Here is a 25,294-nt window from a genome sequence, read left to right on the forward strand (position 1 = left end):
GGGCTCGCGCATTCGCGCTCGTCCGGCAGGCCGGACTAAAGCCCTTCGTATCCCTGTCGCAGCGACTTTGCGAGCACTCCAAGCTTATTCTCCGCTGAGTCGGTGACCGAAGGTCAAACGAAACAGCAGATGGTTATGTTTAATAATAAGGCACTATCTACTTTTTCAAATTCGGGAACTTCGGTTTTTTAAAGGCGGCCCTGCTTCTAGTCCCACCTTCTTTTTCCAAAAACTCGGCGATCTCTTTACGTTCGTAGACAAGTGCCAAAGACAAAGGGGTATACCCTTCCGCCTGAGCGTTGATGGAGGCTTTTTTACGAACTAATTCTTTCACTACATTCGGAAGATCGAATACGATTGCAAGATGGATCGGCTTCCAGCCCTGATAATCCGCATTAGGATCGGCGCCTTTTTCAAGAGATTCCAAGGATCCATTTTCGTTCTTATCGTAAAGGTTTGCGATCAAGATACGATTTTGTTTTAGTCTTTCTTCTTCCGAAATTTTGGTCTCCGTATCCGTATTTGAACTCTCAGATCTCAAAAAATTGGAAGGATCACCTGCAAAGGCATAATCATAAACAGGCCTAGAAGCGGGGGGTTTCGTATGATAATACAAGGAGGATCCGGAAAAATTCGGATGGGAAATTTTAGTTACTTCCTGTGGATTTGTTTGGCTAAAATAAACATCACCGTAATTCTTATTCGTAAATAATAACGCTAGAATTGTCTGAGCGGTCCAAGGCGCCCAAGTTGCATAATATCCTTTGAATCCGGTCTCCAAAAAAGGAGAAGAATACATAGAGATCCTTTTTTTGGTCTCTTCGTCCCGGATCACACCCATATCATAAGCCATATTCCCCGCGGTAAAACAAGCTCCTAAAAATAGAACGATTGCTCCGGGGGCGGGTTTTAAACCCGAAGAAATCTGCTCATTCGACACGAATTCTTTTCCCAAATAAAATCCGCCTACGGATCTTTGATCGTAAGGAGGCTGGTTCAAGTTGGTACCGACCCCGTGTCCTGCATACAAAACTATATTCGCATTTTCTGATGCTTCTTTGATCCCTGACCAAGGATTATTCGGAGGATAAAATTCGCTGACGGAAACTCCTCTTTCTTTTAGGACTTTTACGAGACCTTTGATATTATTTACGTATTCTCTGGTCTTAGGGCCTTCATTTCCATCCACTTCACCAACGATCGCAACCGCTTTTAAACCTGTACCGGAGACGGTAGGGGAGGGAAGTTCCGCTCTTTTTTTGATTCCGGAGAATGTGCTACCGACAGCATTCGTTGGATGAACGAATTTGAGTTCTTCCGAGAAAGCAGGACCGAACGAAAATAAAAGTAATAAACTTACGAAGAATAAACCTGAGGAAAATTTCATCCAATGATTGGACAAAAAATCCGGTTTAAATCAATCAATAATTTATTATAACTTAACGGGGGGTTCAAAATCCCCAACCCAGATATCAAAAAAAGGAGAATCTACCTTTTGCACATTCGGATAGAAATCCGAAATTTTGGAGGGGATATTCTTACTCTTCCAAGGTTCCGTTTTCAGCATGATATCGAAAACGGGACTTTTTCTGGTCTTTTCCAATTTTTCAGGAGTGATCAATTCTTCTTTGATCTGGATGAGTGCGATCCTTTTTCCTTTCACTTTTTGGGAAATGGTCCTTAATAATGCGGATAAAGAATCCTCTTTAGGAGCGCACAAGACATTTTTGGATAAGTAATCATTTCCCATAAAGTACATTACGGAAAAATCATGGAATACGAATGTATCCGCTTTCAACTCATGGAATAAAGTGTATGTTTTTAGAAGTTGTTTTCTGGATTGATTTAAGAAATTTAACCCGATAAAAGTCATGATCAAAGGAATTGAGATCAGAATTCCGAAACTGTACTTTTGAATGAGTCGATTCCTCCTTCTCGCAAAATAATTCCAAAACCAGAATAGTACCAAGGTCGCAGGAGGAATTCCTGCACTCAAATATCTAGGTCCCCATTCCCAGAATCCGTAGTTTGGAGCCAAAAACGGGATCGTAAAAAGAAAGAATAATGCTCCTAGAACGATTGTTTTTCTTCTTACGGAAATTTTGCGGAAATTAAAAAGAAGAATGCCCGATCCTATTAGAGCAAACGGCATGTAGATAAAAAATCCGATCCGAATTGTTTCATCTATCTTATTTAAGAATAAGAAACCGAGGGCCCATTGGATCTTATGCACAAAGCCGGCTCCGGATTCACCGTAATTTGCATGAAATCTAGGACCTAAAAAGGAAGAATATCTAAAATAATTGAACAGGACGAAAGCGAAAAATATAAGTGCGAATCCAAGACCGAAACGGAACGTATTAGAAGTATTCCATTTTATTTTTTTATTGAATAGCGGAAATCCTTCGCTAATCCAGGAGGCCAATAAGATACAACCGGCAAATACAATGCCTTCATGTCTAAACCAAATGGATAATCCGGCAAAAATCCCTGCATAAAATCCCGCTCTTTTGTATAAGAAGGTAAGACTTGCGAGTAGAATCGCTATAAACAATGTATGTTCCGCAAATTCCATCATTAGGATGGGAAGATAAGATCCGAAGAATGCGAGTGTTATAAAAGTGTTGGATGCTTTCCAAAATTTTCTTAAGATCCCAAAAAATACGAAAACTCCGAGTAAATTAAAATAAGGTAATCCTTGGTTTCCTGCAAAATAATAAAAAGGAGTTGCGAGTGCGGCAAGTAATATCGGAAAAACGGAGATAGTCGAATCTCCCGATTTTGTATAATTATTCGCAGGCATTGGAAGGAATTCTTCTTTCGGATCTATAAACTTTGCAGGGTAGGGAAGCGCTTCCGATCCGAAACCTGAGTGAACTAATGCGTGGGTCTGGAGAGATTTTGTTCTGGAATCGTATGCAAGTGAAATTTCCGGTTTAGATGATTTGATCAGGACGAAGCAGAAAAGAAGTAGGGATAAGAACCCTAGGAGATTTCTTTTTTTAAATACGGATCTCATCTATTTCGCCTCTTTGAAAATACTTAAATAAGGTCTAAGTATCTAGAATTTATAATAGTCTTTTACGAATTTCTGATTGAAAGAAACTTTCCCAATCTTCATAATTCTTTTGGGGAATATTTCCTAACTTCTCGGAGAAAGAAAGCCCAAAATTCCCATACTCGGTCTTGATCCATTTTTCGATCTGGACCTTGGTTTCCGAAGATCTTTTCGGATGAGGTTTACTTTTCAAAACAAAATCCAATAGTTCTCGGATGCCTTTTTTCGTTTTTACACTGGTCAGGAAAATAGGGGGGATACTTCCTCCTGGAACAATATCTCGTAAAAATTCGAGAGTGGTCGAAAGAGTATGGAAACTAGCTCTTGCTAAGGATTCTTCATCACATTTGTTTAATATGAAAGCGTCCGGGACTTCCATAATCCCGCTTTTCATGAATTGGATCTGGTCTCCTCCCAAAGGGACCATGACTAAAAAGGAAAGATCCGCCAATTTGGAGACTTCTATCTCGTTTTGCCCGATCCCAACCGTTTCAACGAATATAAAATCGAAAAAACAACGGAGCAGTCGGATCACATGGTAAGTATAAGGATTTAAACCTCCCAGCTCCAATTGGCTGGGTTGAGATCTGAAAAAGATCCTCTTTTCGCGGACTGGGAGCGAAAGCCTTGTGCGATCTCCTAGTAAAGAACCTCCGCTTATATGACTGGAAGGATCTATGGCGACTACCGCCATTTTTTTATCTGGGACTGTTTGTAAAAAATTGGTGGAGATCTCTCCTAAGAGTGAGGATTTTCCTGCTCCGGGTGTTCCTGTAAATCCGATAGTGACGGACCTGTCTCCATTAAAGCCGGAGTTTTCCAGCTCTTTGAATAGGACTTTACGAAATTCGAATGAATCCGGTTTTTCCAGTTCGCTGATCAGCTTCGCAAGAGGATATTTTTCCCCTTGGGAAGCTTCTTGGATCAGTTCTTTGAGTTCCTTCTCTGCAAACCGTACGGTCATGCCTTATCGGAGAACCGGGGTTTTCTCGGATACGATGTCTATGATACGATCCATTACATCCATAAGATCGTAATCCTTTGGTGTAAAGATCGCTTTGACTCCGATGGAATGTAGTTTTTCGAAATCAGGTTGAGGAATAATTCCACCGAAGACCACAGGTATATCCGCTTTATAATGTTTTAATTCCGAGAATATCTGCTCTGCGAGTTCGACATGAGATCCGGAAAGTATGGATACTCCGATCACATTTGCGTTTTCTTCCACTGCGGATTGTACGATTTCTTCCGGAGTGAGTCTGATGCCGGAGTAGATCACATCGAATCCTGCATGTTTTGCGGATACTGCAATCATCTCTGCGCCGTTGGAATGTCCGTCTAACCCAGGTTTGCCGACTACGATCTTAGGTCTGGCACCTGTCGCTTTTTGGAATTTTTCCACTTTGGATCTGACATTAGCTACTTTGTCTGACTCCAGATTGAGTTTTTGTCCTTCTACTCCGGTGGATGGGCGATATTCTCCGAATACTTTTCTGAGCGTGTCCGCCCATTCTCCCGTAGTTACAAGAGCCTTGGCACATTCTACGGAAGCGAACATCAAGTTCTTACCGTTTCTGGCATCGTCTTCTAATCTCGCTAAAGTTTCCGCAACCTTCTTCGCATCTCTTCTTGTTTTTACATCAGAGAGTACTTTAAGAGTTTGCTCCGCGGATTTAGGATCTACTTTGAAGATCCCTCCGTCTGGATCGTTTGTAAGAGGGGAGGGGATCCCTTCTTTCCATTTGTTTTTTCCGACGATGATAAGTTCGTCGTTATTGATCTTCGCGAGTCTTTCCGCTTGGGATTTAACAAGCTGGGCTTTCATGTAACCGTTCTCGATCGCCTTGATAGCTCCGCCCATTTCTTTGATCTTTTGGATCTCTTTGTTCGCGTTCTCGATCAGATCTTTAACTTTACTTTCCACCACTCTGGAACCTTCGAATAGGTCCGGATATTCCAGTAGGTCGGTTTCGTAAGCGAGTACTTGTTGCAAACGAAGCGACCATTGTTGGTCCCAAGGGCGAGGAAGGGAAAGCGCCTCGTTCCATGCCGGAAGCTGGAGTGCTCTACATCTTGCATCTCTGCTTAAGGTGACTCCTAAAGCTTCGATTAAAATTCTCCAGGCGTTGTTTTCGGGTTGTTCCTCGGTTAATCCGAGTGAGTTTACTTGGACTCCGTAACGGAATCGGCGGTATTTCTCGTTTTTTACCTGATAAATCCCTTTGGTGATCTCTTCCCACATGTCGGAGAAGGCCCGCATTTTACACATTTCTTCGATGAATCGGATCCCTGCGTTTACGAAGAAGGAGATCCTACCAACGCACTGCTCGAATTCTTCGTGAGTGAAACAATTTCTTTCTTTGACCGCATCCAGGATGGCCATCCCGGTTGCGAGTGCGAATGCCAACTCTTGCACTGGAGTTGCACCCGCTTCTTGTAAATGGTAGGAACAAATATTGGATGGGTTCCATTTCGGAATTCTTTTCAAACAGTATTCGTACATATCCACGATGATGCGGATCGAATGTTCAGGTGGGAAAATATAAGTCCCGCGAGCTAAATATTCTTTAATTATGTCGTTTTGAGTGGTCCCTTGGAGTTTGGAAACGTCTTCTCCTCTTTCTTCCGCCAAAGCCACGTATAGCGAAAGTAACCACATGGAAGTTCCGTTGATGGTCATGGAAGTGTTCATTTCCTCGATCGGGATCTGATCGAATAGGATGCGGAAGTCCTCTAATGTGTTGATGGGAACTCCTACTTTTCCGATTTCCGGCTTTGCTATGGGGTGATCCGAGCTATAACCGCATTGAGTGGGAAGATCAAATGCGATGGAAAGGCCTGTTTGACCCTTTGCCAGGTTTTTTCTAAAGAGTTCGTTAGACTCCTTCGCATTCGTGTGTCCCGCGTAAGTTCTGAAAATCCAAGCCGGCTCTTTGCTGGGATTTCCGGTCTTATCGTAAAGGATATGGTCTTTTTTTTCCATCTTCTTGCCCTCGGAATATGCCTCTTAGTTTAGTTCAAAATGTGTTGGTATAATTTCACCTAAATTTTTAACGTAGCTCCGAAATCCGTAGGAGAAGAATTCCACCGCATGGACTTGGAAAGAAACAGAAAAGCAAACCCCGCGCTCATTTCACTTTCGACGCTGTTTCTCACCGGTCTATTGACTCTTCTCTATTCCTGGCACGGAGACCCGTCCAACGGAGAAAGTTTCCGGACATTGGCGGAATTACGTTCTCTTTCCGAAGACGGAAAATTTTTCTCACTTCAGGAGCCTCTTCCCTTTTTGCTATTATCGTTTTGGAAATCGATCTTAGGTTTGAATTATATACCCGCTTATCTCTCTTTCGGAGCGTTTTTCCTGAGTTTAGGGATACATCTCTGCGCTTATATCATGGAAAGAGAGAGCTGGAAATTGAATCATTATCTATTCTGTTATCTTGCCGCGATCAATCCGTTCTCCTATCTAGTTCCTTTGAATATGTTGGGAGAAGTAGTCAGCTTTTCGTTTTTATTAGTCCTATTTCTTTCATTCCGAATGGAAACCGTAATCGATCTTTTAATCTTAGTTTCCTGTACAGTGCTCGGGTTTTTCTCCCATTTTACTTTCTTCCTGATCGGATTTACTATCTTTGTGATCAAAGCGGGAACGGTAGGGATACGAGAGAAGAAGAAGCAGCAATCCGTATTTTTCAAAAGAAGGAACCTGCCTAAACTTTTCTTATTCGGTTATCTTTCGGTTTTTGTACTTGGGATTATTCTATTAGGAAATCTTAATTTTTACGGAGCTCATTCTTTTGTGTTCATGGGCCTGTCCGTTTGGAAATATCTTTTAGGCTTCGGTTCTTTTATTCTAATTCTCTTCGTGGGTAATTTTTTACTTCGTTCCGAAAAGGAATTAAACTCCCTTCCCGCTTCCATCGGGATTTTTGCACTGATCGTAGTATCGGGGTATTTTACAATCCGCCCTATTTTAGGTTTGGATAAAGCAAAGTTAAGTTCCTTGGCAAAGGACGTGGCTTCTCTCAGGGGAAGATTGATCGTCAATCAGGACGAAAGGATCTATGTTTCTCCTGAAATTTCCGCTTATATATATTTTACTTCTAAACAAAAGACCCATTTCACTTCTCATCCGGAAATAAGGGATAAAGATTATATACTGCTATCTGAGGTTTGGGCCGTAGACAGAAAACTTTTACTAAGAGAGGTAAAAGCCAAGAATACTCCTTACCTTTTCCTGTCGGGAGAAAGGATTCTCATCAATGGGTTCTTATGGAAAAGGATACAAACGGATCCTAGTTTAAAAACTTTAAGGACCAGATCCATCGAAGCTAAGTCCGAACTTTCCGACCAAAAAGGTTACGATGATCTTAAAACCTTTCTTATTTCCTGGTTTGCTTCTTCCAAGGCTCCTGATGTATGAGTAAAAAACCGAAAGACTCCGATTATATCGCATACGGAGCCAACGGTCTACCATTCGAAACTTCCTATTGGAGTGAGATTTACGGAAGCGGGAAGGATGTGGACGCTTCATTCAACGCGAAAGAACATGCGAAATACGTAAAATCTCTTTTTGATCTGATGCAACTTCATCCTAGGAGTATCGCGGACTTTGGGTTTGGCAAGGCATTACTTTTAAAAGAATTCGTAAAAATATTCCAACCGAATCGTGTGTTTGCAGTCGATCCTTCGGAAGAAATGATAGATGCGATCGCAAAACAGAAATGGATCCGTTCTTATAATCTTTCTTTTTTACACTCTACAATCCAGGATCTGGAGCTGAAACATTTTAATCTTCCTCCTTTCACACTTGGTATTTGTAACTCTGTGGTTCAATATATAGAAGATAAACATCTTCCTAAAGTTTTCGAAAAACTACATAAGATCGTGAATTATCTCTATTTTACGGTCCCGACCAAGAACGATTACACAAGAATGAAGAAGGAGATCTACTTTACGGATCCTTATGCCCACCAAAGATCCAAAAAGTATTACGAAAAACTAATTCGTCCTTATTTCAGAAGAGTTGCATTCAATCTTCTGGAAAGTAGGATCACGAAAGACAGCCCGTTTTGTGACGAGCTGTTCGTGGACGATTGATACTATCTCGTGAATACGTAGCCGGCACCTGCACCAACTGCGCCATTATCCGCACTTCCGTAAGCACCGTTCGTGATCGTATTTTCGGAACTTGCCTCCAAATACGCGCTCACCAAAAGACTATTACCGTCCAAACACACACCTCCAAAGAAGTCATAGGCATTCGCGTTAGGCGCTTTGATATATGCCGTCTGGGACCAGCTTGTGCCGTTTCTTTCGAAAATATAAACCGCTCCGGAATACTGAGCGCTATTGTCCGAGCTGGCAGTACTTCCATAAGAGATCGTAGTCTGAGCGCTTGAGTCCAATGCTCCCACAGCAATCGTATCTCCATAGAGGCTGATTGCCGCCCCGAAATAATCAGAAGGATCGGAATTAGAAGATTTCAAATATGCTTGTTGCGACCAGATACCTCCGCTTCTAACAAACACATATACTGCACCTGAACTATTGGAGGAATTATCCGAAGAAGCGGTTGTACCGGATGAGATACTAGTTTGGTTGCTGTCTTCTCCGCTGGCGCCGACCGCTAAAGTATCGTCATATAGAGAAACGTTGACCCCGAATTGGTCGTCCACATCCGGATTGGAAGGTTTGATATAAGCTTCTTGAGTCCAGATGCTTCCGCTTCTATTGAAAATATACACTGCTCCGGCTCTAGTTAAGCTGTTGTCGGAACTTGCACCGCTTCCGTTCGTAATATAGTTTTGATTGCTGCTCTCATAATAAGAACTTACGGCGATCTTATCTCCGCTGATTGCAACACTATATCCGAAGGAATCGTTTTCATCCGGATTGGAAGGTTTGATATAAGCTTCTTCCGCCCAACTGGTTCCTGTTCTTTTAAATACATAAACGGCCCCACTTTGGAAGAGAGTATCATCATTCGGAGCAGGTTGTCCGTTAGAGATCGTATTTTGGGAACCGCTTTCATTCTTCGAACCTACTACCAAAGTGTCATTTTGGACAGCGATGGAGTAACCAAAAGCATCGTATGCGGATGGATTAGAAGGTTTGATATAAGCCTGCTGGCTCCAAGTATTTCCGTTCCTGACAAATACGTAAACCGCACCGGCAAACGTCATACTATTATCCGAAGATGCGGAACTTCCGTTAGTAATCGTAGATTGGTTACTACTTTCCTGGATTGCACCTACTGCGATCGTATCCCCTGAGATACTTACCGAGAAACCGAACAAATCACTTTCTTCCGAATTGGAAGGTTTTAAGATCGCTTGTTGGGTCCAAGTATTTCCGTTCCGAATATAAACGTACACTGCTCCGGATGCAGGAGCGCTATTATCGGAAGAGCCCGGATTACTTCCATTCGTGATAGTATTTTGGTTACTGTCCTCCAAAGGTGCACCTACCACTATCGTGTTCCCGGAAAGAGCCCAGGATCTCCCGAAATTATCATTCGTTTCCGAGTTGGAAGCTTTGAGATAGGCTTGCAGGGACCAAAGGCCTAAAACGCAGGTAGGGGCTCCGTTGATATTTATGGGAAGATAGTTTAGGTTCACGGAGTTTCCATCTCCGTCCGTGACGGTTACGGAAACTTGGAGATTAGAGCCACAAGACGGAGCAGTCCAGATCATTTCACTTGTGGTGAGATTCCCGTTGATCGTGTTTGTAGAAGTGCCTACAACACCCGAGCTAGAATTCCAAGAGAAGGTGAGTGGGGTATTCTCCGGATCGGTAGCCGTTACCCTAAAAACCATATTGCCCGAAGGATCTAAAGATAATCCGGTTTGAAAACTAGACATGATCTGAGGAGCCAGATTGACCGTCTGGGTTTGAGAGATCTGGATCGTAAAATACCCCAGATTAGATCCGCCATTCCCGTCTGATAAAGAAACACTTAACGTACAAGGCCCTATACTTGCGGAAGGAGATGCGGTAAATACGGGGTTTTGGGCATTCACATTATCGAAACTTCCGGCACAACTCGAGCCCCAAAAATAAGAGATCGTATTCCCGTCCGGATCGAACGCAGTCAGGGAGATATTGGTAGAGGCGCCTGGAGCAATACTGGAAGGGTCCGATATAACGTTAGTTACAAAAGGAGAAGAATTAGACCCTACGTTGATACTTCCGTAACCTGTTCCGTATCCTAGTTGCACATCTGCGGTAAAACTCAAACTTGAGCTTGCCCCTAACTGGTCGCTCACTGTCAATGTGATCGAATATTGTCCGGGAACGGACGGGGAAGTCCATATAGGATTTAGAATATTCGAATTATTGAAACTTCCTCCGGTTGTAGACCAAACGTAGGTCAAAGTATCGGAAGGATTCGGATCATGGACCGTTGCATTTAGATTCATGGAAGAAGAAGGTGCAACCTGATTTGTGGAGGCAACCAAAGAATCAATAACAGGAGCAGCATTCGAAAAAGGTGGGGATGGATTCGTTTCGGATAGAACTAATACGATATTGGTGATAGAGTTAGCGGTGATCGTAACTCCAGTCACCTGGCCTTGCTGTATCAAAACATTCGAGGCATTATAACCTTCTCCCGAAAATGTTCTGTCTGTGCCTGCCGGGATCTGTCCAATAATCCCTTGCCAAGTGTCCCCGACTTTTACTAGATCGTGTACGATTGGAGTGGAGATCCCGGGACCGGTCACAGTGACTGTTACCTTTGTCAGCGAACTGGAAACATTCACGGCGAATTGAACGTTTCCGTAGGAAGGAGTTTGGGGAAGCCCGAAGAAGGCGGCCAGCGCGGATAGTCCGGAGTTCGTTCCGGAACAAAAAAAATTCAAGCAGATCAATAAGATCAAAGTCAATTTTGTTTTCATCTTAGTTTCCTAATCTTTTTAATATTAAGTTTTTGTTATGTTATTCTTTTGTTGAAGAATCGGGTTTCTTACTTTGGCGGCGCTAAGGCAAGAAACGTTGCCGTATAACTTAAGTGCTATGGCCGAATTGGGCAATACCCCCGTTGAGGTAGGGGAGAGGGAAAAAATCAGATAAGGTTGGGGGAAAAGGTAGATCGTATCCTATGTCGCTAAAATCCCGAAGTTAGCAAATATTCGAATAGAGTTTTATTCTCCGATAGATACCATGTGCCAAACGATGATATTAACGGCATTTATCGGAAGCGAATATGGAAATAATGAAAGAAAAGGAAAAGGATAGATTTGCAAGCGAGGAATTCTATTCCCAAAATTATAGAATAGCCTCTTACTTTTTCGGGATTGTATGTGCAATCACCGTATGGGGAGCGATTTTAGAATATTTTCGCTCCAATTACCTTTTGCTCTATTTGGATCTGATCTCCGCTTCTATCTGTTTGTTCAGTTTGGGAGTGATCCGATTTTATTCCAAAAATTATTTCAGAAAGAACCTGATCGTATTCGGCGGACTATTCATCTTATTGGTCCTGGAAGTAGAGACACAATTCCATGACAACGAGTATTATTTTTACGATAATCATATGTGGATCACTAACCAAGTGATCCTTTTTTTAGTAAGTTTATTCTTTAACGGGAAACCTATCTTTTATACGATCTATTCTTTTTCCGTAGTTGCCTTATACATTCTTAGGATCTTTCCGGAAGGAAGCGAATATTTTTCGAGCAGGACCTTATGGGTGCAGATCGGTAATATGAGTGCTCTCCAATTGTTTATTTGTTTATGCAATACTTGGTGGTACGGATATAGGATAGAGCATCTTAAGAAGACCAAAAATTTGCAGGATAGATTGTATAATGAAAGAGAGGCCATCACTAGAGACCTTCACGATTATTTAGGGGCGAAAGTAACGGATCTAAATTTATTGGTACGTTCCATCCAGGTTTATAAGAGCGGAGATACGGATGCTCTTCTGAGATTGGAAAAATTATCCGAAGATATTTTTACGGGGATTAGGGAGATCACTGCGAGTATGGTCGATGTAAAATTGATCTCGGAAGATGTCTGGAGTGGGATAAGAGTATTGTTATTAAGAAGGTACGGTAATGCAGGAAGAAAGGTTAGGTTCACAAGAGAAGGTGAGGACGATTTTCATATCGATACGGAAAAAGCGGAACAAATTTTAGGGATCGTTACGGAGATCTGTTCCAACGATCTAAAATACGGTTCAGGAATTTCTCATTGGACCTTCTCTCCTAAAAAGGATTCCATAGAAATATCCATCAGGACCCGTACTAATTTCCAAGAGATGAGAATAGGTTCCAAAGGAAATAAAACCATTCAATATAGAACTTCCGCGATCAACGGAGAATGGAAAGAAAATCTGGAAAATCGGGACTTTAAAGGATTTCTGGAGATCCCGATCCGTCAATTGCGGAGAATTTGATTCGTGAAGTTATACAAAATAGCGATCTTAGAAGACGATCCAATCTTTGCAAGTCAGTGCAAAGAGAGATTAAAAAAATTGAATAGAGTAACGAAAGTGGAAGTTTATACTTCCGCCGAGGAATTTCCTAAAGGCAAGGATGTGCCGTACGATTTGGTATTTGTGGATATAGATCTTCCCGGTCAAAGTGGATTGGATTTTATTTTAGAAAGACACTCTGAGGATTCAAAAACGAATTATGCGATCTTATCCGCTTTCGAATCCGAAGAGGTCTTATTTAAGGCGTTAAAAGCGGGGGCTATAGGATATATATTAAAAAAGGATGTTGGAGATATCCAGGAGAAAGCGGAAATACTTTTGGAGGGAGGAGGGATACTTTCCCCAGGACTTGCCGCTAGAGTGATCCTTTCTTTTCGTAAGACTACTCAGAAGGAGGTGGAAGTGTTGTCCAATAGGGAAAAAAAAGTATTGGATTTGATAGTGGACGGCAAAAGAACCAAAGAGATCGCCGCTTTCTTGGGCACTAAAGAAGGTACAGTGAGGGTGCAAATCAAAAGTATATTCAGGAAACTGCATGTTAATTCCAGATTGGAGTTGGTGAGAAAATTTTCTTAACCTACTTTACCTTCTCCCACCAAGATTCGAAAACAAGATCCTTTTTTAGATCCAGCCATTCTCCCGGTTTAGGTGTGGCTAGGCGAACTCCGTTTTGATCCGCTCCTTGTTTTGTCCTTAAAATAGGTTCGTCCCAAGAATGGATCGCCAGATTAAAAGTGGCCCAGTGAACAGGAAGCATCGTTTTTCCTTTTAGATCCAAATGGGCTTGGACAGCGCTTTCCGGACTCATATGAATTCCTTCCCAGGTCCAATCATAAGCTCCGACCTTGATAGACGTCAGATCGAACGGTCCTAACTTTTTCCCGATTTCGGTAAAATGAGGAGAATATCCTGTATCCCCACTATGGAAAAATTTATGTTTAGGCCCGATCAGGCTCCAAGAAGACCAAAGAGTGGACTTACCGTTGAATATACCTCTTCCGGAATAATGAACGGCAGGAGTACAGATAATTTCAATATTCTTAATGTTTCCTTTCTCCCACCAATCCAATTCTATAATCTGATTTTCCGGAATTCCCCAGGATTCCAAATGAGCCCCAATACCCAACGGAACGAAATATTTCGTTCCGTTCTTTGCTAAAAATTGAGCGGTTGCCATATCCAAGTGATCGTAATGGTCGTGGGAGATCACAACTGCATCTATATTAGGAAGTTCTGATAGTTCTAACGGCAAAGGGAAAAGTCGTCCCGGCCCGATACTTTCGAAAGGAGAAACTTTCTCCGAAAAAACAGGATCAGTGAAGATGCGTATTCCGTCTATTTCCACCAATACGGAAGAATGTCCGAACCAGATCGCTCTGAGCCCCGGTGAAATCGGATCTGAAAAAGTTTTTAAATCAGGTTTTTGGATTGGAATGGGGGAAGGAGGGATTCTCATTTCGGAACCGAATAGTTGTCTTTTTAAAACGCCGATATAGTTTCCGGAACTTAACATAGGGACGAAAGGATCGTTTTCAAACTTTCCATCATGGAACATCTTGGAAGTTTTCATTCTTTCCAGTCTGGTTCCGCTTGGGCTTCCTCCGAAAGAACTCAGACAAGCTGTTTGACATAAAACCGATAAGAATAAACCGATTAGAACAAAAGAAGTGTAAAACGTAATTTTCTGCGCTCTTTTACCGAACATAAAACTCTCTTACTGGGAGGTCCTACAAGATCTTATTTTCCTGTTTTTTAAAATCAGAAATTTGAGTCGGTCGACTTTTTTAGGAAGAAGTTTGACAAGATTTCCTGATAATCTACGATCTGAGACCGTACTTAAAGTACGTTCGTTCTGGTAGATTTGATATGCAAACTTATTTAGAAACTCCTTCCGAATGTTTTTCCGATTTAAAGGATTACCCTTTTTCTCCTCATTATATTTCTGTAGGAGAATTTAAGATACATTATGTGGACGAGGGTCCTAAAAATGCAAAGGAAACGGTTCTATTATTGCATGGAGAACCCAGTTGGTCTTATCTTTATCGAAAAATGATCCCTCCTTTATCAGAAAAAGGTTATAGAGTAATCGCTCCAGATCTGATCGGTTTTGGAAAATCCGACAAGCCTATCGATCTAAATACGTATACATATAAGAATCATGTGGACTGGCTGAAAAATCTGATCACCGGTTTAGATTTACAGAATATTACGCTCTTTTGCCAAGACTGGGGAGGGCTTTTAGGTTTAAGAGTAGTAGCGGAGATGGATTCTCGTTTTGCAAGAATATGCGCTGCGAATACTTTTTTGCCTACGGGAGATATTGCTCCGAAGGAGGATTTTTTAAAATGGCTTCGTTTTTCCCAGGAAGTGAGTAAACTTCCCGTAGGAAAGATCATCCAAAACGGATGTGTGAGTAAATTAAGTTCGGAGATCATTCGTGCATACGATTCTCCTTACCCGGATGAATCTTATAAGGCGGGCGCTAGAAAATTTCCTACTCTCGTTCCGATCTCTCCCGATAATCCTGAAACGGAAAGGAATCGCCAAGCTTGGATCTTTTATAAGAATTTCAGAAAACCCTTTATTACTATGTTCAGCGATTCGGATCCGATCACAAAAGGCGGGGATGTATTTTTTAGAAGGACCATCCCGGGTGCAAAAGGCCAGAAACATACTGTGATCCAAGGCGCCGGGCATTTTTTACAGGAAGAGAAAGGTGAACTACTTGCCGAACTTCTTTCCGAGTTCATCCAAAACAATCCTTAGTCAGACTTTTTGTTTAATGGATTTCGCATATTCGGAGATTATTTTTAGAAAATTCGGATTTTCCAAAAATTCTTTGAACAGATCGAATTCTTTTTTTAGATTTTCGTAAAGATTACCTTGGAAAAAATTATTCGCTATCTCTTTTTCGGCTCGGATGAGTTTCGGGTCCCATTGAGTTAGTTTCTCCAGTACTTTTAATCCTTTTGCGATCGAGTCACCTTCCAAAACTAGATCGTCGATAATCCCCAATTGGACTGCGTCTTGGGAACGGATAGGATCTCCTAATAATGTTAAAGATAATGCTTTTGCCGGACCTACCTTTCGAGCTAGAGTAGTGATGAGTGGCGGACCTCCGAAACGAATTTCAGGGCGAAATAGGAATGTTTTCTTTTCCGCAAGAATATAATCTCCGCAAAGAGCTAAGTCAAAACCTCCAGCGGAACAAAAACCTTTTAATACACAAACCAAAGGTTTCGGAAATGAATAAAGTTCATAATGATATTCTAAAATACGATGACGGAAAGATCCTAGTTTTGTTTCGATAACTTCCTCCAGATCGTATCCGCTGCAGAAGTTTTTGCCGATTGCTCCTAAAAGTATTCCTCTTACTTTAGGATCTTTTTTGGACTCTGAAAAAATGGATTCTAATTCGTCTCTAATTCTTATATTTAACGCATTACTGTATTCCGGACGGTTCAAAAGTACAATTAGTAACCCGTTTTTGTTTTCTATACACAGATGTTTATAATCCATAGAAGGCTTTGGTACTGTTTATTTTCAAAAATTCAAATGAAAATGGATCCTTTTTTTGCGGAAATTCGGTAACCTTTTTCGTTCGGGGTAGAAACTAAAGAAAACGGAAAGGAGTTCGCTATGTTATCTAAGGTCCGATTTTTTGTGATTGTTTTGGCCGCATTAACTCTTGGAATGAGATTTGCTCATGTAATGGAAGCGGCGCCTAAATTACATTGGGAAGCAGAACTGTATTTTCCGGTCCAAACAAGTTTGTATAAATATTTCGGGATCATCGGTCCTATCGTACAGATAAGTTCCATTCTTCTTATTTTTATAATCGCTTATCTCTCCAAGGGCACAAAATCGTTTCGTTATACGATTTTAAGCGGGTTCTCTTTTATTTTTTCTTTAGGGGTTTGGTTCTTATTTGTGGCGCCTGCTGCTTCTCGAATCAAAGAATGGACCGTCACTCATACTATCCCGGAGCATTGGAATAGTATAAGATCCGCTTGGCAGTTCGGTCAAGTAGGAGCATTCAGCTTCGACTTTATCGCATTTTGTTTGTTGGTTAGTTCTATTTTGATCTCTCAAAAAGACTATATGCAAAAATCTTAATTAAACGAATAGCTTGCTCCTAATAAGATCGCGGGGATATCGGATCTTAAGGAATGTTTGAATTGTGCCACTCTGATGTCGTCTTTGGAAAATACTGCATGGTTGAAGTTCCAATCTGCAGAGCCTCCGTTATAGACTTTTACAGGAAGATAGTATAAAAGTGTAAAATCGAATTTCCATTTTCCTGCGGTATATCCGAAACCGCCTGAGACAAGATCTTGGACCATGATACCTGCTTGAAGAGCGTTCGTTCCTTCCGATCTTAAAACTCCGGAGTTATGCCTTGCTCCTAATCTATAAGTCCAATCGTTTACGATCCATTCTCCTCCGATGCCCAAAGCCCAAGAATCATGATAACTTAAATTTTGAGGGACTACATTCGTTTGTCCGAATGCAGTCGGAAATACGGGAGCAGCCAAAGTTTGTTTATAGATAGAAGTGTAAGAAGAATAATTATAATACAAAACATCTATTCCGACATTGAATGTATCCGTTCCATAAGAAAAACCAAATCCATGTCTTTCCGGAACTGCAAATGTCGCAGACACTCCGGTTCTGCTCGGATACGAGCCTACTTGTATACTTCCATCCAAAGGGATTTTTGCGGAAGTTTGGTAAGTATAAGCGATCTTTAATGTTTCCGTGATCTGATAAGTGGTTCCGAATATGCCGCCTAGTGCATAGGCATGCTTGCTTCTATAATCGAAACCTTGGCCGGGGACTTCGACGGTTCCTGTGATATCATGAAATTTTTGATATGCGATCTGTCTGGAATAAATTCCTTCTACTCCGAATGCCAGAGAAAGTCCGCCGATCTTATAGGAAAGTGCGTGAGTGGATTTCACTAGATAAAATGTAGAAGAATAACTTTCTTGAATTCTTTTAGAATCTCCTATCGGACTTGGGAGTTTCATTCCTGACCAATCGTTCAAACTTTGGCCGTTAGGAGTGATCCTTGTGAGTCCGTAGACTTCTCCATTTCCTCCTCCCGGGATATAAATCCCTCCACCATAAGACCATTTTTCGCCGAGTGGGATCCGGATCGCAAAATAGGGAAGTGGGGCAAGCACATTATAGGATTCCGAATTTTCGTAGGTAAGATTCGGGTCCGGATCCAAAAACTTATCTTTGTATACTGTACGGATGTACGGCAAAGAAATTCCGAACTCCAACTCTTTTCGATTTTTGAGACTTAAGTTAGCGGGATTGGTCCCTATGTCCATAGGAGATCCCCCGATCGCTAAATTTACTCCCCCCATACCGCCGTATCTCGCGTTGTGAGAAGGTTGAAAAAGTCCTACAGCTTCGAGCTTAGGAGCCAGGAAAGAAATTATAGCCAGGGAAAACAGGGAAAATTTTTTACGAACTCTAGATCCAAAAAGCATGCTTCAAGGAATTCGTTACGGTTTTTTTTACAAGTGCTTTCTTTTTAAAATTCAAAATATAAAACTGGCGCATTCCTGAGACGAGGCTTAAGTTTTAGAATGAATTCGAGCGAGTTACGCGCATTACGAAATGAAACTGATCCGTTAGCAGACGAGATTGTCACAAAATATTTTACTGAATCCGCTTTTGACCGGCAAAAAACGATGCTTTTTTTCGATGCTCTTTCCAGGAACTCGGACCCTATTCCTTCCGGGCTGCCGGATTATCTAGAAAAATATTTTTATGAGACGGAAGATCTTCCTTCTTGGGCGGACAAAACTAAGATCGCAAAGGGAGAGCGACTATTCTCCACTTATGGTCCCCAGATCCTAATGATGCTTTGTGTAAAGTCGCTTCCTATGGCATATTCTTGCGGAGACGGAGCGCAGGTACTTTATAAAACTGGAAGATTAATAGAACAGAATGGAGTGATTGATGGGGTTAATAGAAGACTCATGGAAACCACTCAGTTTGTGATCTCCGTCGCTCAGGAAAATGGACTGGGCCCTCAAGGAAAAGGGATACGCACTGCCCAGAAAGTACGATTAATGCATGCATCCATTCGTTATTTTTTAGGGAAGGGACAAGATTGGGATCCTGCTTGGGGGCGGCCGATCAACCAAGAAGATATGGCAGGTACTTTGCAGTCTTTTTCTAGCTTAGTGCTGGATGGACTGGCTCAATCTTCTTTAAAGTTAAGTCAGGAAGAAAAAGACGCATACATTCATCTCTGGAGAGTGGTTGGACATTTTATAGGTGTAAAACCGGAACTTTGTCCGGAAGGATACGATACCGCACATTCCTTAGGCGAGTCCATTTTTAACGATCAACAAAAACCATCTGACGCGGGCAAGATACTTGCAAAATCCCTGTTGGACTTTATGGAGTATATGCTTCCGGGGAACTTATTCGATAGTCTTCCATTATTTTTTCTGCAAACATATATGGGACAAAAAACAAGCGAGGTACTCGGCCTAGGATGGCCTCCTAAAAATCCTTTGGGTTATTTTATGGAAAGGATTTTTAAGGATGTCGACTCTCATGTAGACGATGACGAGGGATTCGGAAAGTTAGTCGCTTATTTTGCTTCCAAACTTCTTTTTTCTATGGATCATTTTTATTACGGCGGAAAAAAAGCCAGATTCTGGATCCCGCCTTCATTAAGAGAGAATTGGAGACTATAAAGGATGAGTTTTTGGCAGACTTTAGCAACGGATCCGGAGTATTTCGGACGTTATACGCTGTTTGAGAATATTTGTTTACTTTTGGGTGTGGCTTTCTGGGCATATATGTATGCAGTTCTTCTAATAGAACCATTTAAGAAAAAATTCGTCGAGATGCCCGTTTTTATCGCCTGTGGGAATATTATTTGGGAATTATTATGGGGATTCTGCTTTAAAGAACCTATGGGTGCGATATTACTCTGGGGCTATAGACTTGGGTTCGTATTGGATATAGTGATTTTCTACCAGGTGATCCGATTCGGTAAAAAACAAATTTCCTTGCCATTGTCGGACAAGGGATATAAATTCCTTTTGGGCATTTTGGTGACGTCTTGGGGATTATTGATATATACCTTTTATATAGGAGGTTATGATCTTTTTACCGGATCTAATTCGGCTTATATCTTAAGTCTGATTATTTCGGTAATGTATCCGATCCTTTTCCTGAAAACCGGAGATCCGAACATGTTCTCTTATTCGGTTTCTTGGGCAAAATTTTTGGGCAACGGGTTCTTTACAATCTTCATCTTTTTATACTTTCCGGATAAGTACTTCGTTCAGGTTTTGAGCGGACTCGGAACGATAGCCGACATATACTATGTTTGGTTATTTACCCGTCAAAAGTATTCGCCCTCTAAAGTGTGAACTTTAAAAATTAGTTCAGTCGAGGTTTTCGAAATTCCGTTACGATTTCGAAAAAGATCAAATTGGAAATTATGCAGGATTTGTCCACAGACAGGGTTCCTTATGAATTGGGGGAATTGTTGTACGAGGACAGTTTTTCCCAAACGTATAGAGGAAAATTAGGTAGGACTAGAGAACCGAAGATCATTCGAATACAAAGACCGGAGGGGAAAGAAACCTCTTCGGTGTATTTTCTGAATGAATTCGAATTGGGGAAATTAGTCAGCGATCCCGGCATTCTTAAACCGGAAGATATGTTCGAAAATTCGGACGGTATCTGCCTGGTGTATGAAAATATTCCTTCTAAACTTCTGCACCAAAGTTTGGCAGGATCCATTTCTCTAGAAACTTTTTTAGAGATAGCCGTAGCGATCACGGAAAATTTGGCAAGGTTACATTCTTTCGGGATAGTTCATAACCAAATTTCCCCGCGTGCATTTTTTTATAATCCGGATAACGGTGAGACCAAACTTGCCTGGTTAGGCGGAGCCTCCCTTCTACTTTCCGAAAAGGGAAGTTATGCACCTCTTAGATATACGTTCGATATTCTACCGTATTGTTCTCCGGAAAATACGGGAAGATTGAACCGTCCGGTCGATTTTAGATCCGACGCATATTCCTTAGGCGCACTATTTTATAAGATGATCTCGGGAGCTCCTCCGTTTGAAACGGAAGACCCTTTGGAGATGGTGCATTATCATATCGCAAGATCGCCGGTTTCTCTAGTTAAGAAAAGAGAGGATGTTCCGGCTGCGATCTCTACCTTGGTGGACAAATTGCTCTCCAAGATGCCGGAAGAAAGATACTTCTCTTTGGAAAATCTGATACATGATCTAAAGAGTATTAAAGATTCTTTAAGGTCTAAACGTAAGCTCTCTGAATTCGTTCCCGGGGTATATGAAAGAAAGGTGGGTTTTCGGGATTCTCCTAGGATCTACGATAGGGACCGGGAAAGAAAAGAGATCGAATCTAGTATAGTGAATGTGACTAACGGAAGAAGGTCCGCAATTTTTATCGGCGGTAAATCAGGGACCGGAAAAACGGCGTTAGTGGAGGATGCTATCACTTATCTGGATATCTATTCAGTGGTCCTTTTGCGTGGAAAATTCGAAGAAGATAAAAAGGAGATCCCGTATTACGCGTTCCGCCAGATTATGGACGATCTTTTAAGAAGGATCCTTCAGAAAAAAGAAGAGGAAATCATTTTATTAAAAAATTATATTAAGGAAACCTTAGGAGATAATATCGAGATCCTTACCCAATTTTTGCCGGACCTGGGAAAAACTTTAGGAATAGAAATACCGGTAAAAACGCATAAGAGGCAGAAGGACGAAAAGGTCCTGTTTGCAGTCGCTCTTAAATTTCTGACTCTTTGTTTTGATCGAAAAAATCCCGCTATTATTTTGGTGGATGATCTTCAATGGGCGGATTCGGCTTCCCTGGCTTTACTAGAATTCATTTTGAACAGTGAAGATTGGGAAGGATTACTTTTTGTTCTCACTAGTCGATCTGAGGATGCGGATTTTTTTCCGAATATTACGGTAAAACCAGGACCCTTAGGTTTGGATCTGAGAGAAATACGACTTTCTCCTTTGAATGAACATAGCGTATTTAAATATGTATCCGATAGTATCCATGTATCCGCCGAGGATGCGAGTCGACTTGCGGAAGTTCTCGTTTCTAAGACGGGAGGAAATCCTTTATTTTTGCACCAATTCTTGAGATCCCTGTATGAAGAGGGTTGCCTAAGTTTCGATACGAAAACCGCATATCATATAGTGGACTGGGATCGCCTTTTGCAAAGAGCGGTTACGGATAACGTTTTAGATCTATTTCTGGATAAAGTGGGGAAACTTCCCGACGAGACCTTGGAAGTCCTGAGAGTAGGGGCCTGTATCGGCGCAAAATTCGATCTGAAAGATATGTACGATTTTTTTAAGGCTCGGCCAGGTGTTTTGTCTAGGGGAATTCGGGAAGCAGTCCGAGAAGGGATCGTATTTTATAGAGAATCCGGAAATATGTTATTTCCGGCTTTGCAGTATATTTCCCAAAAAAAGATAGAAGAGTCTGGAATGTATTCCTCTCTATCCGATATCCAATTTCATTTTTCTCATGATAGAATGATCCAAAGTATTTTGGATGCTACGGACTCTTCCGAAAAAGCAAGGATCCATAATACTCTTGCTAGACTATTGATCGAAAGAGAAAAAAAATCCGGCGGATCTGAGCTGATCTTAGATATTGCAAATCATCTTCTGCGTTCCAGAGAATTATATACGAACGGACAGGAGAATGAAGACTTCTTCCATTATACGATACTTGCGGGAAATTCTGCCAAAGCCGGGGCCGCTTACGAATCTTCTTATTCTTTTTTCAGTTTGCTTGCTTCTCAACTCAAAGACTCTTATTGGCAAAAAGACAGAAAGAATGCGATCCATATCCTAAAATCTCTTGCGGAATCGGCATATTATTTATCCAGAAGAGAAGAGGCGGAGAAGATCGTATCCGATTTACTTTCCAAACTGCAAAGTCCATCCGAAAAAGCGGACGTTTACCTAATGCAATTGGAAGTGATGAACGTTTATAACGATCTTGACTCCGCATCCAAAATAGGGATCAAGGCGCTTCAATCGCTCGGTATAGGTTTCAAGGAAAAGCCGGGTTTTTTAGCGGTGTTCGGTGAAGTATTGAAGATGATCTTTTATAGTAGAGGAAGATCTCCGGAAAAGTTAGTAAATGCTAAAGACAGCAAAGATCCGTATAAAACGGAAGCTTTGAATATTTTGGTCAACCTTCTGAATTACGGAAAACATATGGATATGAAGGTTATGGCTTATATTTATTTGAAGCTAATCAATCTTACTTTGAAAGAAGGAAATGCTCCTTTCAGCTTTTTCGGTTACGCAGGCTTCGGATCCATATTACTTTCTATCACTGGAAATTTCCAACAGTCTATGAGATATTGGACCTTGGCGGAAAAGATATTAAAAAAGTTTAAATCGGATGAACTTTACGGAAGGTTCGTGTTTGGCCGGACCATTCTTTTGGATTATTTCATGTATCCATTCCGTTCCATAGTGGATTATACGGAGGAAGCGTTCCATAAATGTATGCAGTATGGGGATTATCTTTGGGCTGCATTCGCACTTTTCTCCCAAAATACGAACCAGTTATATTCCGCGGAAAATTCCCTTTCGTACCGGGAAAAGATCAGGGAAAATTTAGAAAGGGGATCCAAATTAAATTACGATATTCTGATGATCCTTTTACATTCTTCCGATTCTTATTTGGATCGTTTAGAAGGAAAATCCACTGAAACCGTGCGGTATAAGGAAAATTTGTACACGGACCGTGAATTCGAGTCTCAGGTCCTGGAATCCGCAGGGAACGGAACCGCTAATTCTTGGTATGCGACCCTATTCGGATCTCTTGCATATTTATCGGGCTATTATTTGGAGGCGGAAAGAATTTTTAAAAATTACCATTCCGATCTGGAAAAATCCAGGATCATGTTTATTTATTCAGAGTATCGGTTTTATAGATCCTTAGGTCTTTTAAAGTTGCGTAGAAAAAAGTTAAAATTGAGCGAGAAGTTCTTCTTTAGATATTCATTATATTTATTTAAACTTTGGTCGAAGATCTATCCGCCTAGTTTTCAATTATTTTATTTTATATTAGGTGGGCTTTACGAGGATTACGCAGGAAGAAAGGAGAATTCTTCCCTGTATTTCGATATGGCCATACAACAAGTGGAATCGGAGCCGAACGATTTTAGAAAGGCAGTCGTATACCAACATGTTGCGGAATGGAATATAGAACAGGGTAGGACTTCCTACGGAAAATTTTTGATACAAAATGCGGTAAGGCTCTACAGTTCTTGGGGAGCCAAATCAATCGTAAACTTACTTAGGGACGAACATGGAGAGTTGCTTCGTCCTCAAGGAACTACGAAACGTTCCATGGAAAAAATCCTGGCGGATTCAATTCTTCCCACATCCTTCGATTTGGATCTCAGGACTGTACTCAAGGCCTCTCAAAGTATTTCGGGAGTTATCGAATTAGGTGAATTACTTAGGCAGTTGATTCGCACAATTATGGAAAATGCCGCGGCAACTCGAGGTTTTTTAATTCTCCCTCAAAACAAAGAATTGTTTTTGATGGCAGGGTCGGATATAGAAGAACCGGGCTTTTTACCCAAACCAATCTCGCTCGATGAAGCGGGCCATCTTCTTCCTTTGGAAGTGGTGTATTTTTGTTTCCGTTCCGGACAGAAGGTTTTGATCTCGGATGCGGCAAAAGATTCTTTTTATTCCGTAAATCCTTATATCAAAAGAAGTAAACCGAAGTCCCTGTTATGTATGCCGATCACAAAACAAGGAAGAACGTTATGTGTTCTTTATTTGGAAAATCGACTTACTGCCGGTATCTTCGACGAACATAGATTAGAAATTTTGGAAATACTTTCCGCACAGGCAGCGATTTCACTGGAGAATGCCAAGTTATATGAGGATATCACTCGTATGAATTTCGAGCTGGAAAGAAAAGTAAACGAAAGAACGGAAGAATTAGCCAAATCCCTTTCGATCATCCGAAAGGATATGTTGTATTCCCAAAAGATCCAAAGAAGTATCCTTCCGGAACTAAAAAATATCCCGGGCTTAAGATATTCCGTCAATTATCTGCCTATGGACGAGGTAGGAGGGGACTTCTACGATATATGCAGATTAAGTAATGGGAGATATAGATTATTTTTGGCTGATGCTACCGGTCACGGAGTGCAAGCGGCTTTAGTAACTATGGCAATCAAGGGGGAATACGAAGGACTAAAATCCTCTTTAGAGAGACCGGGAGAAATACTTTTTGAACTTAATAATTCTATTTTACTTAAATATAAAACTCTCTATTTTACGGGAGCGATCTGCGATGTGGATCTATCGGAGAAAAAAGTTTATTTTGCATCCGCGGGTCATATATCCCAATTTTTAGTACATTCCTATCAAATAGTAGAGATGCCTAAAACGGGGGCCATCTTAGGTTTTGTAAAAGATTATCCATATAGAACCGAAGAATATAAGATAGAATCAAGAGATCGGATCTTTCTTTTTTCGGACGGGATCTACGAACAGTTCAATGAAGATAAATCGGAATACGGAGAAGAAAGATTTTTGCATTCCATTCGCGCAAATGTTCAGTTCGAACCTCAGGTCCAAGCAGAAAGAATACTTTCCGATCTCCAAAATTTTATTTCTAAAACCTCTATCCAAGACGATATCACTCTGTTGATCCTGGATATCGATTGATCCTCTTTGTTATTATCGCTTGCGTTTTCATTCTCTGAATTTCAGGATC

Annotated in this window: 17 protein-coding genes; 9 read left to right on the forward strand and 8 right to left on the reverse strand. The window is 41.2% G+C overall.

Going from position 1 to position 25,294, the window contains the following annotated elements:
• Positions 1–157: 157 nt before the first annotated feature.
• The 4 genes from LEP1GSC192_RS10900 to LEP1GSC192_RS10915 are packed head-to-tail and all read right to left on the reverse strand — an operon-like array spanning position 158 to position 6,041.
• A complete protein-coding gene (locus LEP1GSC192_RS10900; RefSeq protein ID WP_036089799.1) occupies positions 158–1,387 on the reverse strand; it encodes an ankyrin repeat domain-containing protein in 1,230 nt (409 codons plus the stop codon).
• A 45-nt stretch (positions 1,388–1,432) separates the two neighbouring features.
• Entirely contained in the window at positions 1,433–3,019 is a 1,587-nt protein-coding gene (locus LEP1GSC192_RS10905; protein WP_020769926.1) for a hypothetical protein, read from the reverse strand.
• Between the two features lie 49 nt (positions 3,020–3,068).
• Positions 3,069–4,022 carry an LAO/AO transport system ATPase gene (locus LEP1GSC192_RS10910; protein ID WP_020770159.1) on the reverse strand — a complete coding sequence of 318 codons (954 nt, stop codon included), beginning with the start codon at positions 4,020–4,022 and terminating at the stop codon, positions 3,069–3,071.
• 3 nt (positions 4,023–4,025) lie between these two features.
• Positions 4,026–6,041 carry a protein meaA gene (locus tag LEP1GSC192_RS10915; RefSeq protein ID WP_020770034.1) on the reverse strand — a complete coding sequence of 672 codons (2,016 nt, stop codon included), beginning with the start codon at positions 6,039–6,041 and terminating at the stop codon, positions 4,026–4,028.
• Between the two features lie 108 nt (positions 6,042–6,149).
• Here LEP1GSC192_RS10915 and LEP1GSC192_RS10920 point away from each other — a divergent pair, with 108 nt between their 5' ends.
• Together LEP1GSC192_RS10920 and LEP1GSC192_RS10925 are read left to right on the forward strand one after the other, a co-directional pair.
• Positions 6,150–7,481 carry a hypothetical protein gene (locus LEP1GSC192_RS10920; protein WP_036089804.1) on the forward strand — a complete coding sequence of 444 codons (1,332 nt, stop codon included), beginning with the start codon at positions 6,150–6,152 and terminating at the stop codon, positions 7,479–7,481.
• Positions 7,478–8,158 carry a bifunctional 2-polyprenyl-6-hydroxyphenol methylase/3-demethylubiquinol 3-O-methyltransferase UbiG gene (locus LEP1GSC192_RS10925; RefSeq protein WP_020769971.1) on the forward strand — a complete coding sequence of 227 codons (681 nt, stop codon included), beginning with the start codon at positions 7,478–7,480 and terminating at the stop codon, positions 8,156–8,158. Before LEP1GSC192_RS10920 ends, LEP1GSC192_RS10925 begins: the two co-directional genes overlap by 4 nt.
• Before the next feature lie 2 nt (positions 8,159–8,160).
• Here the strand turns inward: LEP1GSC192_RS10925 and LEP1GSC192_RS10930 are convergent, their stop codons facing one another.
• On the reverse strand, positions 8,161–10,956 hold the full coding sequence (locus tag LEP1GSC192_RS10930; protein ID WP_020769938.1) for an FG-GAP repeat protein: 2,796 nt from the start codon (positions 10,954–10,956) through the stop codon (positions 8,161–8,163).
• Positions 10,957–11,264: 308 nt separating this feature from the next.
• On the opposite strand from LEP1GSC192_RS10930, the gene LEP1GSC192_RS10935 reads away from it, so the two are divergent.
• Positions 11,265–12,458 carry a membrane protein gene (locus LEP1GSC192_RS10935; RefSeq protein WP_020770077.1) on the forward strand — a complete coding sequence of 398 codons (1,194 nt, stop codon included), beginning with the start codon at positions 11,265–11,267 and terminating at the stop codon, positions 12,456–12,458.
• Between the two features lie 3 nt (positions 12,459–12,461).
• The gene (locus LEP1GSC192_RS10940; protein WP_020770166.1) at positions 12,462–13,073 is read left to right on the forward strand and encodes a response regulator transcription factor; all 612 of its coding nucleotides are present in this window, start codon (positions 12,462–12,464) and stop codon (positions 13,071–13,073) included.
• Between the two features lies 1 nt (position 13,074).
• Here LEP1GSC192_RS10940 and LEP1GSC192_RS10945 read toward each other — a convergent pair whose 3' ends face one another.
• Complete coding sequence (locus LEP1GSC192_RS10945; RefSeq protein ID WP_020769915.1) at positions 13,075–14,202, reverse strand: MBL fold metallo-hydrolase; 1,128 nt, start codon at positions 14,200–14,202, stop codon at positions 13,075–13,077.
• Between the two features lie 161 nt (positions 14,203–14,363).
• Between LEP1GSC192_RS10945 and LEP1GSC192_RS10950 the strand changes: the two genes are divergently transcribed.
• Positions 14,364–15,263: a haloalkane dehalogenase gene (locus tag LEP1GSC192_RS10950; RefSeq protein WP_020770020.1), complete on the forward strand. Its 900-nt coding sequence runs from the start codon at positions 14,364–14,366 to the stop codon at positions 15,261–15,263.
• Here the strand turns inward: LEP1GSC192_RS10950 and LEP1GSC192_RS10955 are convergent, their stop codons facing one another.
• Complete coding sequence (locus LEP1GSC192_RS10955; protein ID WP_020770044.1) at positions 15,264–16,016, reverse strand: enoyl-CoA hydratase/isomerase family protein; 753 nt, start codon at positions 16,014–16,016, stop codon at positions 15,264–15,266. It lies immediately after the preceding gene.
• Between the two features lie 120 nt (positions 16,017–16,136).
• Here LEP1GSC192_RS10955 and LEP1GSC192_RS10960 point away from each other — a divergent pair, with 120 nt between their 5' ends.
• On the forward strand, positions 16,137–16,613 hold the full coding sequence (locus tag LEP1GSC192_RS10960; protein WP_020770078.1) for a hypothetical protein: 477 nt from the start codon (positions 16,137–16,139) through the stop codon (positions 16,611–16,613).
• On the opposite strand, the gene LEP1GSC192_RS10965 is transcribed toward LEP1GSC192_RS10960, so the two are convergent.
• Complete coding sequence (locus tag LEP1GSC192_RS10965; protein ID WP_020770178.1) at positions 16,610–17,998, reverse strand: OmpP1/FadL family transporter; 1,389 nt, start codon at positions 17,996–17,998, stop codon at positions 16,610–16,612. The genes LEP1GSC192_RS10960 and LEP1GSC192_RS10965 overlap by 4 nt on opposite strands.
• Before the next feature lie 99 nt (positions 17,999–18,097).
• Between LEP1GSC192_RS10965 and LEP1GSC192_RS10970 the strand changes: the two genes are divergently transcribed.
• The 3 genes from LEP1GSC192_RS10970 to LEP1GSC192_RS10980 all read left to right on the forward strand — a co-directional run bounded on the left by LEP1GSC192_RS10970 (position 18,098) and on the right by LEP1GSC192_RS10980 (position 25,245).
• A complete protein-coding gene (locus tag LEP1GSC192_RS10970; RefSeq protein WP_036089808.1) occupies positions 18,098–19,222 on the forward strand; it encodes an oxygenase MpaB family protein in 1,125 nt (374 codons plus the stop codon).
• A gap of 3 nt (positions 19,223–19,225) precedes the next feature.
• On the forward strand, positions 19,226–19,906 hold the full coding sequence (locus tag LEP1GSC192_RS10975) for a membrane protein (RefSeq protein ID WP_020769933.1): 681 nt from the start codon (positions 19,226–19,228) through the stop codon (positions 19,904–19,906).
• Between the two features lie 71 nt (positions 19,907–19,977).
• On the forward strand, positions 19,978–25,245 hold the full coding sequence (locus tag LEP1GSC192_RS10980) for a trifunctional serine/threonine-protein kinase/ATP-binding protein/SpoIIE family protein phosphatase (RefSeq protein ID WP_020769994.1): 5,268 nt from the start codon (positions 19,978–19,980) through the stop codon (positions 25,243–25,245).
• Positions 25,246–25,294 lie beyond the last annotated feature (49 nt).

Origin of the sequence: Leptospira sp. B5-022 (assembly GCF_000347035.1) — a bacterium.
Classification (GTDB): domain Bacteria; phylum Spirochaetota; class Leptospiria; order Leptospirales; family Leptospiraceae; genus Leptospira_B; species Leptospira_B cinconiae.